12 protein-coding genes and 1 pseudogene are annotated in these 15,456 nt (G+C 31.4%); 10 read left to right on the top strand and 3 right to left on the bottom strand.

Annotated features, from left to right (window positions below; genetic code table 11):
- Positions 1 to 1,685: pseudogene (locus tag ACKI3Q_RS01505) on the top strand (hypothetical protein); the annotation flags it as partial.
- Between the two features lie 215 nt (positions 1,686 to 1,900).
- Here the strand turns inward: ACKI3Q_RS01505 and ACKI3Q_RS01500 are convergent.
- The gene (locus tag ACKI3Q_RS01500; protein WP_407413602.1) at positions 1,901 to 2,956 is read right to left on the bottom strand and encodes an oligosaccharide repeat unit polymerase family protein; all 1,056 of its coding nucleotides are present in this window, start codon (positions 2,954 to 2,956) and stop codon (positions 1,901 to 1,903) included.
- A complete protein-coding gene (cfbB, locus tag ACKI3Q_RS01495; RefSeq protein WP_407413600.1) occupies positions 2,932 to 4,275 on the bottom strand; it encodes a Ni-sirohydrochlorin a,c-diamide synthase in 1,344 nt (447 codons plus the stop codon). Before cfbB ends, ACKI3Q_RS01500 begins: the two co-directional genes overlap by 25 nt.
- A gap of 432 nt (positions 4,276 to 4,707) precedes the next feature.
- On the opposite strand from cfbB, the gene ACKI3Q_RS01490 reads away from it, so the two are divergent.
- From ACKI3Q_RS01490 to ACKI3Q_RS01465, 6 genes are all read left to right on the top strand, one after another.
- Entirely contained in the window at positions 4,708 to 7,290 is a 2,583-nt protein-coding gene (locus ACKI3Q_RS01490; RefSeq protein ID WP_407413598.1) for a right-handed parallel beta-helix repeat-containing protein, read from the top strand.
- A 330-nt stretch (positions 7,291 to 7,620) separates the two neighbouring features.
- Complete coding sequence (locus tag ACKI3Q_RS01485) at positions 7,621 to 7,908, top strand: hypothetical protein (RefSeq protein ID WP_407413596.1); 288 nt, start codon at positions 7,621 to 7,623, stop codon at positions 7,906 to 7,908.
- Positions 7,909 to 8,187, top strand: a complete 279-nt coding sequence (locus ACKI3Q_RS01480) for a hypothetical protein (RefSeq protein WP_407413594.1) — start codon at positions 7,909 to 7,911, stop codon at positions 8,185 to 8,187.
- A gap of 140 nt (positions 8,188 to 8,327) precedes the next feature.
- On the top strand, positions 8,328 to 10,151 hold the full coding sequence (locus ACKI3Q_RS01475) for a threonine--tRNA ligase (protein ID WP_407413592.1): 1,824 nt from the start codon (positions 8,328 to 8,330) through the stop codon (positions 10,149 to 10,151).
- A 66-nt stretch (positions 10,152 to 10,217) separates the two neighbouring features.
- The gene (locus ACKI3Q_RS01470) at positions 10,218 to 11,444 is read left to right on the top strand and encodes a bifunctional 5,6,7,8-tetrahydromethanopterin hydro-lyase/3-hexulose-6-phosphate synthase (protein ID WP_407413604.1); all 1,227 of its coding nucleotides are present in this window, start codon (positions 10,218 to 10,220) and stop codon (positions 11,442 to 11,444) included.
- Between the two features lie 47 nt (positions 11,445 to 11,491).
- Positions 11,492 to 11,770, top strand: coding sequence for a zinc ribbon domain-containing protein (locus ACKI3Q_RS01465; protein WP_058738252.1), 279 nt, complete (start codon positions 11,492 to 11,494; stop codon positions 11,768 to 11,770).
- On the opposite strand, the gene ACKI3Q_RS01460 is transcribed toward ACKI3Q_RS01465, so the two are convergent.
- Entirely contained in the window at positions 11,767 to 12,612 is an 846-nt protein-coding gene (locus tag ACKI3Q_RS01460; RefSeq protein ID WP_407413590.1) for a phosphoserine phosphatase, read from the bottom strand. The two genes, ACKI3Q_RS01465 and ACKI3Q_RS01460, sit on opposite strands and share 4 nt — an antisense overlap.
- A gap of 137 nt (positions 12,613 to 12,749) precedes the next feature.
- Between ACKI3Q_RS01460 and ACKI3Q_RS01455 the strand changes: the two genes are divergently transcribed.
- From ACKI3Q_RS01455 to ACKI3Q_RS01445, 3 genes are all read left to right on the top strand, one after another.
- A complete protein-coding gene (locus ACKI3Q_RS01455; RefSeq protein WP_407413588.1) occupies positions 12,750 to 13,334 on the top strand; it encodes a flavodoxin family protein in 585 nt (194 codons plus the stop codon).
- A 75-nt stretch (positions 13,335 to 13,409) separates the two neighbouring features.
- Positions 13,410 to 14,972: an oligosaccharide flippase family protein gene (locus ACKI3Q_RS01450; RefSeq protein ID WP_407413586.1), complete on the top strand. Its 1,563-nt coding sequence runs from the start codon at positions 13,410 to 13,412 to the stop codon at positions 14,970 to 14,972.
- 141 nt (positions 14,973 to 15,113) lie between these two features.
- Positions 15,114 to 15,456: LysR family transcriptional regulator (locus ACKI3Q_RS01445; RefSeq protein WP_407413584.1), on the top strand; the 343-nt coding region annotated here is incomplete at its 3' end.

The following is a 15,456-nucleotide window of genomic DNA, read 5'->3' as shown; positions in this document are numbered from 1 at the left end:
AGTTTTCTTCTTTCTTTATTAATAATAAAGCTGATGATGATAAAGGTGGTGCTGTTTATGCTGCTGATGGTAGTGTTACTATGGTAAATACAGTACTTTCTGGAAATAAAGCTAAAGTTGATGGTGGTGCTGTTTATTCTGGCCATGATGTTAATGTAAACAATTGTGTGTTTGATTCTAATAAGGCTGATGGGGCTTCATCTCAGTGTTATGGTGGTGCTATTTATGCAAAAAATGATGTAACTGCTGATAATTCTACCTTTAAGGATAATTATGCTCATGATTATGCTGGTGCTATTTATGGAAATAATATATATGTTAATAACAAACAAAGTTCAGATGAAACTTTAAATTCATTCTTTATTGGTAATAAGGCAGGAGACAATGATGGTGGAGCATTATATTCCTACTGTGATACCCGTGTAAAAAATGCCGTATTCACTGGCAACCAAGCTTATGAAGACGGTGGAGCTATTTTCTGCTGTGATAATGCATACATAACTCACTGTTTATTCGAATCAAATAAAGCTGATGGAGCTAAATCTGCTCAATCTGAAGGTGGAGCTATTCACTGTAAAGATGATTTAACCGTAGATAACTCTACATTCAATAAGAATTATGCTTATGATTATGGTGGAGCAATTTATGCAGATACTTTAACATTAAAAGGACATTCCTATTTTGACTCAAACACCGCATATGATAATCAGGGTGGAGCAATATATGTCAACAAATTCAGAGAAGATATAAAATATGCCACATTCACTAACAATAAGGCTGGTGAAGGTGATAATGATGATGGTGGAGCCATATATATTAATAAGGAAAATTGGATTACTTTTTCACAATGTGTCTTTGTTAATAATCATTGTAAAGATGAAGGGGGCGCAATTTATTTAGATTCAAGTAAATCTCATTTAACTTTAAAAAATAATATTTTCATATCTAATTCCGCAGGTGATGAAGGACAGGATGTATTTAATTGTGGTGTATATGATTCAATTTCTGAAAATTGGTGGAGTAATAATCCTTCATCCAGTAATGATCAATTAATTGAATGGAAACCTTGGCCATGGTCAAATATCCACCATAGTGATAGTAATCCTTTAAAACTAACTTTTGAATTAACACCTGATTTTTGTAAGGTAAAAGGCTCAGTAATAGCAACTGTTTCATTTGTTCGCCCTAATGGAATTCCTGCTGGGGAAATGAGAACTGAATATATTTCATTTGTTCCAATGATGAATACTATCTTTTCTGATAGGGTAGATGATGTAAATCATGTAAATATGGTGATATCTCCTCAAGAATCAGGAACCTTTGATATATTTGCTAGGTTATTTGGAGAAAAAATATCAGCGACATTAGTTGTCTTTGATAGTCCTTCATTTGATTTAAATGGTGATACCAATAATCCAGACATATTTGATAATTCTGGAAGTCATATTGCTAACAGTGCTTTTGTTAGAAATGTATTTGATGGTAATGTATTGGATAATAAACAAACTGGAAATAATGCTTCTACTGGAAATAATGTATCTGTTGAAAATAACCAATCCAATAGTAATGCACCGGTTAAATCAGTTAGCCAATCAGGCAATTCAAATAATTTGATTTATTGGGCATTGGCATTAGTGATAATTGCATTATGTGCCATTATAGTTTGGAGAAAAATGAAAAATTAATATTTTAATTTTTTCTTTTTTCTTTTTTTTCACTATTTTTTAATTGGGGTATGAACGATATCTGTTGTTTTTTTAATCTAATGGAATTCCTTTTTTTCTAGAAAAAACACTTCATTAAATTAAAATATTATAAATCACTATCAAGATAATTAATGTTTCTTCAAAATTAATTAAAAGAATCATAAAACTTGAAAAATTGAAAAGTTTACATATATTCACTCTTTTTTCAATTCTAATACTATTAAAATTAATCCGAGCAAGTATAAAAACCATATCATTATGTCAGTTGGGCCTGTTTCAATCCAGATTAATGTATGGGTTAATATTATTGAATATATTCCAATTCCAACACCTTTTTTAGCAAATGTGTGGATTATTTTCATAAATGTTCCCATAAACAGCATTTGAATTGTAAGGCCGATATATCCAAAATCAAGCATTACAGGTCCAAACATAGTTGAAGTCAGGCAGACATCATAGTGGAGGACGTAATTTCCTATAAATGATCTTGGACTTCCTGATGAAAATATCATTGATAATATGTGGCCGTGTGTAGTTCCAGCCAGTGGAATGATTTTTTCAAATACCTCCTGTGTAAATGCTGCCCTGTAAAATATTAGCTCGATAGGATTCAGTGTCCAGTGTTGTGTAGCAATTGATTGGGATGCAATATATCCTACTGCAATCCCTCCAAGTGCAATTATTGCAACGAATAGAATGCCTATTTTATGAGAAATCTTTCCAATATAATACATTGTAATGAATACGCTAACCAATATTCCAATAACAGATGTTCTATATCCGTTAAGCCCAAAAATTAATGCTCCAAGCAAAACCAGTAATAAATATTTGCGATTATAATATTTGGCAAGTAATATATTTATTAAAATTAAAAATAATGGGTATGCAATTCTCCAAAGATTAGTAGTTGCATTTGATTTTAAAACACTATTAAATAGTGGAATACCGCCCAGTAAAATCATATTTAGGCTTTGTAAGATTAGAGCAACTATGATAAATATCACTAAAATTTTCTCGGATAGAAAAGAAATTTCTTTAGTTTTTTCTATTGTAAACTTTTTCGACGTGATAAAAGCAGCTATTGCAAAAAGCATTGCTGCAAAAATTATTGTCAGTATTGTTTGTGTGTTGAGGGGGTCTTCAAATCTATAGTTGAATGATCCAATATATCCCATAACTAAAAAAATCAGGATAGCAACTGGGATGATATATGGATGAAAAAAATCTATTTTTCTAGCGCTGAAAGACATAAGTTTCCTCCAAAGTTAGGCATTGCAGCTACATGTGTGTGAACATAGCTGGCCAGGGTATTTTTTTCCATAAATCCGTCCTGTAAATTATAAGATCCTTTTCCACGAGTTATTTTAAATGCAAAATCATGTTTTGGCTTATCTACAATTACTTTTGAATAGTGGAATTCATGTCCGTGGAATACTTCTCCTTTTTTGGAGATAATATTGTCCTGCTGGACTTCGGCAATTGTATACTTCAGTGCCTGTACACGATCTGTTAAAACTGCCTTGTAGGGATATACATTTACCTGTGCATCTTCATGAATTGAGTTCATAAGATACATAAGTCCTCCACATTCGGCAAAAATAGGGCGTTCATCCAAGTGGAAGTTCCTGATATCTTTAAGCATATTTTTATTATCTGATAGTTCTTTTGAAAACAGTTCAGGATATCCTCCGCCAATGTATAATCCGTCGATGTCCGGCAATTGCTCGTCATTCAGTGGTGAGAAATATTCAACTTTTGCCCCATTTGCTTCCAATGATTCTATATTTTCCTTATAATAAAAGTTAAAAACTTCATCATAGGCAACACCAATCTTAACTTTTTTGGAATTTAGTTTGTTCCATATAGGTTCCAAATCAGAGTTAATTTTAGGAGCTGTTTTTGCAATTTCAACCAATCTGTCCAAATCAATGGAATTCTTAATGGTTTCACACCATATGTCAATGAATTTCAGTGAATTTTCTCTTTCACGGGCAGGAACAAGTCCCAAATGCCTTTGTTCAATTGAAATATTATCGTCCCGAATAATGCCTCCAATAACTTCAGTATTCGTTATTTCTTCAATTGAACGCTTGGTCTTTTCATAGTGGGCTTTGTTTTTAACTTTGTTCAATATAACCCCTGCAATATTAATTTCGGGGTCAAGTGCCTTAAAGCCTAAAACCAATGCAGCAGCACTTTTCACCAAACTTCTGGAATTGATAATTAAAATAACGGGAGCTTTAAGGGATTTTGCAATTGATGCAGTACTTCCAATATCATTGATTGAATCAATTCCTTCATAAAGTCCTCTGACTCCTTCAATAACTGCAATATCTTTATCAACCATAGCTTTATTGTAGGAATCCCTAACCTGTCCATCATGCATAAAAAAAGAATCCAGGTTTCTGGATGTATTTCCCGTAGCTAATGTATGATAAGAAGGGTCAATATAATCAGGCCCTACTTTAAACGGTTGAACATTATACTTTTCGGATAAAGCTTTCATAATTCCAGTTGCGATAGTGGTTTTTCCAACTGCACTTCCAGTTCCTGCTAAAATTATTCTCATGAATAATAATTTATTTTGATTATATATTATTTTTTTGAAATACTACTATTTAGGTACAAAATATGTATGCAAGTACTTACTTTAAAATATAATGAAAAATTTATATTCATTAACTTTAATTTTTATTTTGTCCTTAACTGCAGTTTCAGCGACGGATTTGAATAATACACAAGAAACTGATTTGGTGTTGGTCAATCAGGATTCTTATAATTTTTTCTTTTTTTCCTATTTTTTATAATAATATCGGGTTGTTTCATAGATTAATCGTTTAATTTCTTTTAAATGGGGATTAATAGCTTTATCTTATATTTTTTTTTAAAGTTTTTTTTTACTATTACTTTATATATTATGAAATATATATTTTACATAATCTTTATGGTAGGTATTTTTTACACCCTGTCTGATATTTATTAAAGAATGAAGGTAAAAAGGATGTTTAAAAAAATTATTCTTATTTCGTTATTGTTGTTTGTTTTATCAGTATCTGCTGTTTCAGCGGCTGATTCCTATGATGTAAATAATTCATCATTAAGTACTGATGATTCAATTTTGGGAAATGCTGATATTCAATATCCAGAAATAAGCCTTCCTAAAGGTAGTTTTCATGATCTTCAAGAAGAGATAAATAATGCTCCTGTAGGTTCTGTTTTAAATTTAAATAGGGATTATGTGGGGACTGGAGGCTATAGAATTCATTTGGATATAAATTTAACCATTGATGGTCATGGCCACACTCTTGATTGTTTAGGCGGGAATGACTGTAGTGCATTTAATTCAGAAAGGGGCACTATAACATTGAAAAATCTTAAAATAATTAATGGGTATAATGATTATTCTTATATGGGCGGTGCTATTTTCATTAAGGGTTCTGCACAATATACGCTAGAAAATTGTATTTTCAATAATAACTGGGCTGATAATTATGGTGGAGCAATATATAATGGAGTTAATAAATCACTTACAATTATAAACTGCCAATTCAATAATAATGAAGCAGATGATAACGACGGCGGTGCAATATACTCTCGAGGGGATGTAATTGTTATGAATTCCTCATTCATATCTAATAGAGCATGTGATGTGGGTGGAGCAATTTTTTGTGAGAATAAAAATTTAATTATTGATAACTGTACTTTTAAAGATAATCATGCAGGAGATTCTGCTGGTGCGATTCGTGCTAATAAGATATATATTAATTTTAATCAAACAGTCCAATCATATAATTCTTTTTTTATTGATAATAGTGTCGATAGTTTACTTTCAGCTCTAGACGCTGGAGCAATATACGGAATTATGTTGTATTTAAAAAATGCCGTGTTCACTGGAAATCATGCATATTGTACTGCTGGAGCAATCAGTACGGAATTTATTAACTGTACGAATTGTTTATTTGAATCCAATGATATAAAATCTTTACACGGGGGAGCAATATATGTTCATAATAGTGTAAGTTATTTTCAAAATTCCATATTTAATTCTAATGTTGCTGACCAATATGGTGGGGCTGTTTACAGTACTGGAGATTTATTTATAGATAATTGTACTTTTTATAACAATTTTGCTTCTATGGAGGGTGGTGCTGTTCGTGCTAAAAATGTTTATATTAACACTAATCAGGGTAATGTTTCTTGTTTCAGTACTTTTATAAAAAATTCTGTATATGGTTATACAATGGATTCAAATGATGGTGGAGCAGTATTTGCAGAGGAAGATGTAAAAATGGTCAATACTTATTTTAATGGAAATTCTGCTAAAGTTGATGGTGGTGCCGTTTTCTGTGAAGGAACTTTAAATGCTGATAATTGTTTTTTCGAATCTAATGAGGCAAAAGGTTCTATTTTTCAGTGTTATGGTGGTGCAATTCGTGCGGAAGATGATGCAATAATAAATAATTGTACTTTTAAGGATAATTATGCTGAGGATTATGGTGGTGCTGTTTATGCTAAAAATGTATATATAAATAAAAATCAGGATTCTGATGATTTTAATTCTTTTTTTATTAAAAATAATGCGGGAGATGATAAGGGTGGAGCTGTTTTTGCTGAAGATAATGTAAATGCAGTAAATACATTGTTCAATGGAAATTCTGCTAAAGTTGATGGTGGTGCTGTTTATGCTGAAGACAATGTATATGTAAAACACTGTTGGTTTGAATCAAATCAGGCTAATGGCGCTAAATCTACAACTTGTTATGGTGGTGCAATTCGTGCGGAAGATGATGCAACAATTAATAACTGTACATTTATAAAGAATTATGCCGAAAATAAGGGTGGGGCAGTTTATGCCTCTAAAGTAATATTAGAAAATACTCCATCTTACTTTGAATATAACACTGCTAGGGATTATGGCGGAGCGATATACACTAACAAATTTGATAAGGATGTTAAATATGCAATATTCATCAATAATAAAGCTGAAACTGAAGACGGTGGGGCAATATACATTAATTCAGAAAATTGGATTACTTTTTCACAATGTGTTTTTGTAAATAATCATTGTGGTGATGAAGGCGGTGCCATTTATCTGGATTCAAGCAGTTCCCATTTGACTTTAAGATATAATATTTTCAAGGACAATAGTGCGGATGATGAGGGACAAACTGTATATAATTGTGGAAATTATGATCAGATAATAAATAATTTCTGGTGCGGTAATAATCCTTCATCCAGTAATGATCAATTAATAGAATGGAAATTTTTGGTATCAAATGTACATCACAGCGACAGTGATCCTTTAAAAATGGTCTTGGATTTTACTTCAGATTGTAATGTGAACCAAACAATCACAGTAACATTACGCTTCTGCAAAAATAATGGAAATTCTTTTATTGGCAGACTTTTCGATTTGGAATCAGTTTTATTCAATTCTAATCTTGAAATCATGTTTAAATATAGGCAGATTATTTCAAGTGATGTAATGACATGGATAACTCCTCAAAATGAAGGAATATATATTATATCCGCCACTTTATATGGTTATACTGTATCAAAAGCGTTAGTTGTTTCACACGACTAACAGATTTTTTAAATGTAAAAATTCAACTGAACTAGAATTTTTTCTTTTAATAATCCATGAAATACTTTGAACGATGTACCCTTTTCCTTAAAATAAGGACCTATAAAACTAGAAGTATACAAATTAACATTGAATAATAAAATGCATATTTAATTAACTAAAGAGCATCAAAATTGAAAAATTTTAAGTTTACATAGGTAGAAAAAAATAATATTTTCTATTTATTCTATTTTTTTTAATATGTGATTATACATAATTTACTTCATTAATATCTCATATTAATAAAATTATTTATACTGTGCACAATATATTTAATAATAAGGTGATATTTTGTTAGAACAATATGTACCATTTATTTGGTTAATTATTTTTGGAAACATTGAAAATCTTATCTTAGCTTCACAGGGTGTTGTTGCCGGTGTTAATTCTAAGATTTTAGCTAGTTTAAGTATTATTATTGTAATATTGTGGTTGATAATCGGAACTGTAGCGACAGATTTTGCTATGCAGTATGCTAATGTCATAACATTCATAGGTGGTCTTGCTATATTTATATTAGGTATTCAGGCTGTTGTTGAAGCTGTAAAAAACATTAAGGCAGGTAAAGGAGGTAACTAAATGGTTAATTGGAAAGATTATGCTCCTTTTACTGGTTTGCTTATTTTTGGAAACATTGAAAACCTTATTTTGGCTTCACAAGGGGCTGTAGCTCAAGTTGATCCTTTTATTTTAGGCGGTTTAAGTTTAATTGCTGTAATCATCTGGTATTTAATGGGAGTTTATGGAACAAAATTAGCTATAAAATATGCTGATTATATTGAGATAATCGGTGGTGTAGCTATTATTATTTTAGGTATTCAGTCTATGCTTGAAGCATTTGGTATTATAATACCTTAAATACCATTATTCTTATCTTTTTTTCTTTTTATCATGAATTAAAAAATTATTTTTTTCAAATTCTAAATTTTTCAATCATTTTTAAATCAATTTTATATAATATTAAAAATAAAAATTAACTCATAATATATGGTGGTCAAATGAGAATATTGTTAATTCATTCTGATTATTTAAATTATAATGTAAAAAAGAAAACACCTGTAGCTGAAGAAATCGAAGAGGCTAAACATGATGGCTCATTTGATGATTCTTTAGTTGTATTTACAGCTGTTGAAAAAGAAGATGAAGATAATCCGCAAGGTATTGTTCAAAATCTAGTTAAAGAAGTTTTAAAAACCAATGACCAAGTTAATGCAGAAAATATTGTTTTATATCCATATGCTCATTTATCTTCTTCATTAAGTTCACCAAAAGTGGCAGTTGAAATTTTAAAAGATGCTGAAGCTGCTCTTTTAGCTGAAGATTTAAATGTTGTGAGAGTTCCATTCGGATGGTATAAGGCATTTGAAATTTCCTGTAAAGGTCATCCATTAAGTGAACTTTCAAGAACAATCACTGCAGATACAGAAGAAGAAAAAATTGAAAGAAAACCTTCAAAATGGCAAATTTTGGAAGGAAGTAAAATTACTGAAATTGAAGACTTTAACTTTGAAAACAAGGCTTTCAAACAACTTGTAGATTATGAATTAGGCCAAGGTGCATCTGATGAAGGTGAACCTCCTCATGTTAAGTTAATGAAAGAAAAAGAAATCTGTGACTATGAACCGGCATCTGATGTAGGTAATCTCCGCTGGTATCCAAAAGGAAAATTAATTAGAGATTTATTGGATGATTATGTTTATAATTTAGTTGTTGACCGTGGTGCAATGCCTGTTGAAACTCCAATTTTCTATGATTTGGATAATCAGGCAATTTATGAACATGCATACAAATTCGGTGAAAGACAATACAGAACTGACACTAAAAAGAATTTAATGTTAAGATTTGCAGCATGTTTCGGTGCGTTTAGATTAATGTGCGATTCATTCTTAACCTGGAAAAATTTACCTGCTAAGATTTTTGAATTAACACATTACAGTTTCAGATATGAGAAAAAAGGAGAAGTTGTCGGTCTTAAAAGATTAAGAGCCTTTACTATGCCGGATTTCCACTCTTTCTGTGCTGATGTACCTGCATCATTAGAAGAATTTGCAACTCAAACAGACATGTGTTTACAGACGGGTAATGACTTGAACTTGGACTTTGAAGTTATTTTCAGAGCTACTCAAGACTTCTTTGATGAAAATGAAGAATGGATGTATGAAATTGCATCCAAGTTCCAAAAACCAATTCTTTTAGAAGTTTTACCGGAAAGACATCATTACTGGGTTTGTAAAATAGATTTAGCAAATATTGATTTCTTAGGCCGTCCAATTGAAAATCCTACTGTTCAAATTGATGTTGAAAGTGGTAAAAGATTTGATATTGAATATTTGGGTGAGGATGGCAAACAGCATAATCCGACAATCTTGCACTGTTCTCCTACAGGCAGTATTGAAAGAGTTTTATGTGCAATGCTTGAAAAAACAGCTATTGAACTAAATGAAAGATCTCCAATGTTGCCGACTTGGTTAAGTCCGATTCAAGCTAGAATCATTACTGTTGGAGAAGCTCATGAAGAATTTGCTAATGAAATTTATGAAAAAATTAATGCTTCAAACATCCGTGTAGATATCGACGACCGTGATGAAAGTGTTGGTAAAAAAATCAGAAATGCTTCCAAAGAATGGATACCTTATATTTTTGTAATTGGTGATAAAGAAGCTGAAACTGGTAAATTCCAAGTAACTGTTCGTGAAACCGGTGAAAAAGTAGATATGGATGTTGATGATTTAATATCTGAAATTACAGAGAAAAATAAAGGAATGCCTTTCAGAAGATTACCTTTACCAAAAGATATCTCTAAAAGAATTAACTTCCAATAATTATATTTACAAATAAAAATAAATTATAAAATGTTATTATATAACGGAGGAAATTTAATGGACCCAATGTATAGAATAGGAGAAGCTCTTATTGGAGACGGACCAGAATTAGCACACATTGATTTATTGATTGGTGACAAATTCGGTCCTGTTGGTCAAGCTTTCGCTAATGGATTATCCAATCTTTCAGTCGGACACACTCCATTAACTAGTGTAATTAGACCAAACTTAATGACAAAACCTGCAACTTTAATTATTCCTAAGGTTACTGTTGGAGATTTAGATGCAGCTAGTAAAATATTTGGACCTGCACAAACTGCCGTTGCAAGAGCAGTGGCTGATGCAGTAGAAGATGGATATATTCCAGAAGATATTGTTGAAGATATTGTAATTAACGTTAGTGTATTTATCGATCCATCTGCAGAAGATTACAGAAAAATCTATCAATACAACTATGGAGCTACAAAATTAGCTATCAGAAGAGCAATGGAAGGTTATCCTTCAATCAAAAAAGTACTTGCAGAAAAAGACCGTGGAACCCACCCTATTATGGGATTCAGAGTACAAAAACTTTGGTCTCCACCATACTTACAAGTTGCACTTGACTTAGACAGTAAAGAAGCTATGGCAAGAATCCTTGAAGATTTACCTGATAAAGAAAGAGTGCTTGTTGAAGCAGGTACACCACTTGTTAAAAAATTCGGTGTTGGCGTAGTTGAAGATATCAGAGCTTTACGCCCATCTGCATTCATTATTGCTGATTTAAAAACTTTAGATGTTGGTCGTGTAGAAATTAAAATGGCTGCAGATGCAACCGCTGATGCAGTAGCAATTTCCGGTCTCGGTACAATTGAATCAATTAAAAAAGCTATTCATGAAACCCAGAAACAAGGTATCTATGCTATCTTGGACATGATGAATGTTAAAGACTTTGAAAACAAATTATCTGAATTGCCTGATGATTTAAAACCTGATATAGTATTATTACACAGAAATGTTGACCTTGAAACTTACAAAGCTGAAAAAGGTGAAGACATAAGTGAAATGACTGAATGGGGTAACATCAAAAAGATTAAAGAAATCCTTGGTGGCGGTCTTGTAGCAGTGGCTGGAGGTATTACTCCAGAAAATGTTGAAGAAGCTATTGACAAAGGTGCTGATGTTATTATTGCAGGTAGATACATTATTGGTTCAAGGGATGTCAGAAGATCCGCACAAGACTTCTTAGCGCATTTCCCACCGGACCCAGATAATATGAGACTTGCAATGGATGAAGATGAACAAGTAGATTAGATTAATTTCTAATTCTATTTTCTTTTTTTTTAAAATGAGGTATTTTTATGGGTTTTTGTAATTCATGTGGTAGGCCAATTGTAAAAGAAGATTATGGAACAAATGAGGATGGCAGCCTAAATCCTGAGTTCTGTAAGGATTGTTTTCAAGACGGCAAGTACACAGAGCCGGATATAACATTAACTGAGATGATTGTTCGTAAATCAAAAGAGATGATGGAAAAAAATCCAAGATTACCTGAAACAACTGCAACAGGTATCACTACTACTTTTATACCTGGATTAAAAAGATGGAATCCTGAATTTAAGGATGATTATCAATTTTAGAGCTCTTTATTCAAAATAAATTCCTTAACTCTGCTTGCTATATATTCATCACGAGTTTTGCTGGTTTTTATTTTATATAACTCTTCTTCTAAATCATTATATTTGTCAACTAAATCATTATAATCAAGACGCAAGTCATCATAGTCTTTTTCTAAACTTTCATTAACTTCAAAGATTTCTGCATATGAAGTTTTAGTATTGAGGTTTTCTTGTTTGAGCTGATCATATTTTGTAGAAACATTATTGTAACTGGTTTTGATTTCAGCATGTTCTTCTTTTAAAGTAGAGCATTTGGTTTTAAGGTTTTTATTTTCTTCTTTAATGCTTGAATATTTTGTTTTGAGATTTTCATTCTCAATTTTCATATTCACATATTTATTTTTTAGATTTTCATTTTCTTCAATTAATCTGGAATGTTTAGTTCTTATAGATTCATTTTCTTCTTTTAGAATAGCTAATGTGTCATTTTCTTTTTCTTTTGTTATTGCTTCTAAATTGTTTATTTCATTTTCTTTTAAATGAAGTTCTTGTTTAAGATCTTCTATGATCTTTTCATATTCTGATGACTTCCCCTCTTTAAGTAATTGCTCCAATTTCTCCACTTCCATCACATATAAATAATTAGCTACCCTAATTGAATGTAATTCTTCTTCTAAATTATTAAAAGTTTCAATTTCATCTTGAGGAATAATGAGCACTTCTTCTTTATTAGAATAAATGTCTTCATTTTTAGGTACTGTAATTTGAATTTGTTCGGTTGTATATTTCTTTTTTTCCCCAGTTTTTAAAGTTCTATGATATTCTCTAGAATATTTTTTTACAACACCATGCCCTATTTTCATAATTTACTCCCCAATTGAATAGAATTATATTAAGTTATGGAATTAAGATATTATAAATATTATGTATTTTTTTTTAAATTAATCAAAAGATAACTTTTTTATCAAATATAAAATAAACTATTATCAATGGTGGTAATATGAAAATTTTTGGAATTTGTGGAAGTCCTAGAGCCAGTACAACTGAATATGTTATTAAAAATGCCTTAGAAAAACTGGAAAATAATGATTTTGACACTAAATTATTTTCATGTATTGGAAAGTCAATTAAACCATGTATGCATTGTGATTATTGCTTAAAAAACAAAAAATGTATTATTGAAGATGATATGGCTGAGATTTATGAAAATTTGATAGATGCAGATGGCATTATCCTGGCCACGCCCGTTCAAAGTGGAGGTATTTCAAGTAACCTTGCAGCTATAATGGACAGGACAAGAGCTCTTGAAGCTATTGATTATAACCTTTTAAGAGGAAAAATCGGTATGAGCATTGCTGTTGGGGGTGACAGAACCGGCGGACAAGATTTTGCTCATTTAAAAAACATTACATACTTCATGATTCATGGTATAATTCCGGTTAGCGGAGGACCATTCGGGTCTAATTTGGGTGCTTCCTTCTGGTCAAATGATAGTTTGGATGATATTAAAAAGGATGATTATGGTATGGACTCTTTAAATAGAACTCTGATAGAATTTGAGAAATTTTTAAATAAATATATTTAGGTCCATTTTACATTAAATTTATATATTATATCACAGTTATAGTAATAATAACTAATTTTTATTTAGGTTATACTCATGGGAAATAAGTTGATTAGAGGCAGTTTAATAATTTTTGCTGGTAATATAATCTTCCGTATTGGGGGTTATATTTATCGTTTTTTAATGGCTATGCTTTTAGGACCGACCATGTATGGTGTTTTAGGTCTTACTCTTCCTTTTCAAGGTATTTTCCAAACTTTGGCTGCAGGGGGTCTTCCGCCAGCCATTGCAAAATATGTTGCAGAGTATAATGCAGTCAATGACTCGGATATGGCCCGACAAACCATTTACACAGCTTTAAAAATTATGGTGTTTTTAGGTTTATTTTTAGGGGTTTTAATGATTTTTGTTGTTGCTCCAGTTTTAGCCTATGATTTTTTACATAAGCCTCTTGCATTAGTTCCATTACAAATTGTTGGACTTATCACTCCTTTTAGTGTAATTTTGGGTGCATTTAGAGGAGCATTTCAGGGAGTATATAAGATGGAGTATATTCTCTATACCCGTGCTATTGAGCAGCTTTTCATGATTTTATTTGCAACGGCTTTTGTATTGATTGGACTTTCTACTGTTGGTGCACTCTGGGGTACTGTTATCGGTTATTCAATGGCTGCTTTTGCTGCTGTTTATATCTTTAAAGTTTACATGCCTGAATATATTCCTGAAGCTAGTCCGGATTTTGTTTTTACAAAAAAACAGGAGTTAAAACTTGCCGGAACATTAGTTAAATTTTCAATTCCAGTAATTATAACAGCTATTGCTGAAATGCTTATTTATAATATTTGTACTATTATTATGGGTAAATTCTTGGCTTTGGATGCTGTTGGTTTTTTTGCTGCGGCTGATCCTATTGCACGTTTGCCTTTAATGATTTCAATTTCTGTTGCTACTACAATTTTGCCCGCTTCATCTGAAGCTTTTAAAGTAAAGGATATTCCAACATTGCAGAAATATGTCAATGAATCATATAAATATTCATTATTATTGGTGGTGCCTATGTGTGTTGGGCTTGCTTTATTTGCAGCTCCGACCCTAAGAGTATTATACTTCGCTCAACCTGAATATGTTGCCGGTGCCATGGCATTGGCTATCTTAAGTATTGGTATGACATTCTATTCAATATTTGCTATTTCCACAAGTATTGTTCAGGGTATTGGTAATCCACGTATTCCAATGTACATTTTAATAGCAGGCTCTATTATAACAGCTGCTTTAAGTTGGGTTTTAGTTCCTTATATTGGAATTGCCGGTGGTGCTCTTGCTACAACTCTTGCATGCTTTGGTATGATGGTTCCTATACTTTATGCCGTATTTAAATTAACTAAAGCAAAATTCCAAAAGCTGCCTGTTATCAAGATTTTTGCAGCTTCAGTTATTATGGGTATTTTTGCATTATTCATTCCTAAAAATGCATTTTGGTTATTCCCTGGAATTTTTGCATGTATTATTGTTTATTTCTTTGCATTGATATTCGTGAGGTTTTTCACAAAAGAAGATATTGCAGCCCTTAGAGAGCTGTCTTCAAAATTCGGTCCTATTTCAACCATTACGAATAAGATTCTCAATTTTGTTGAAAGACTTGAATTTAGAAATAAATAATCTTAATCTTTTTAACTTTTTTGAACACAATTCTATTGGGAATTTAAGTACAATTCATGACAAATCATTTAATTGTAATAGTAAATCTTATTTTATATAAACAATATAATTACAAATGTTATATATCTTTGGAGGATTAATATGACTGATGTAAAGGCAGGTGTTGAGTATAAGATTAATGTGGATGGTAATTCTTTTCTGCTAGATAGCAAGAAATATCAACTGCTAGAATCTATTTTAGATACCGGTTCTTTAACGGAATCTGCTAAAGCAGTTAGAATTTCTTATAGGACTGCACTGAACTATATCGAAAAAATAGAATCTTCTTTACAAGTTAAAATTGTTAATACGACTAAAGGAGGTAAAGGTGGCGGTGGAGGAACCACCTTGACTGAAGAGGGATATTCTATTTTAAAAGAATGTAAAAAAATTAATGCGATTATGGAGCTTCATAAGGATGTTAATGAAATTGAAGCAGAAGTTT

It is taken from the genome of Methanobrevibacter sp., assembly GCF_045636185.1.
GTDB lineage: Archaea > Methanobacteriota > Methanobacteria > Methanobacteriales > Methanobacteriaceae > Methanocatella.
Note: the sequence above shows the minus strand (reverse complement) of the source record. Positions and strands in the feature narration are given on the sequence as shown.

Bases quoted from the DNA above. Each gene is read 5' to 3' on its own strand.
- ACKI3Q_RS01500 (WP_407413602.1), bottom strand. From the start codon at position 2,956: ATGTCTTTCAGCGCTAGAAAAATAGATTTTTTTCATCCATATATCATC.
- cfbB (WP_407413600.1), bottom strand. From the start codon at position 4,275: ATGAGAATAATTTTAGCAGGAACTGGAAGTGCAGTTGGAAAAACCACT.
- ACKI3Q_RS01490 (WP_407413598.1), top strand. From the start codon at position 4,708: ATGTTTAAAAAAATTATTCTTATTTCGTTATTGTTGTTTGTTTTATCA.
- ACKI3Q_RS01480 (WP_407413594.1), top strand. From the start codon at position 7,909: ATGGTTAATTGGAAAGATTATGCTCCTTTTACTGGTTTGCTTATTTTT.
- ACKI3Q_RS01475 (WP_407413592.1), top strand. From the start codon at position 8,328: ATGAGAATATTGTTAATTCATTCTGATTATTTAAATTATAATGTAAAA.
- ACKI3Q_RS01470 (WP_407413604.1), top strand. From the start codon at position 10,218: ATGTATAGAATAGGAGAAGCTCTTATTGGAGACGGACCAGAATTAGCA.
- ACKI3Q_RS01465 (WP_058738252.1), top strand. From the start codon at position 11,492: ATGGGTTTTTGTAATTCATGTGGTAGGCCAATTGTAAAAGAAGATTAT.
- ACKI3Q_RS01460 (WP_407413590.1), bottom strand. From the start codon at position 12,612: ATGAAAATAGGGCATGGTGTTGTAAAAAAATATTCTAGAGAATATCAT.
- ACKI3Q_RS01455 (WP_407413588.1), top strand. From the start codon at position 12,750: ATGAAAATTTTTGGAATTTGTGGAAGTCCTAGAGCCAGTACAACTGAA.
- ACKI3Q_RS01450 (WP_407413586.1), top strand. From the start codon at position 13,410: ATGGGAAATAAGTTGATTAGAGGCAGTTTAATAATTTTTGCTGGTAAT.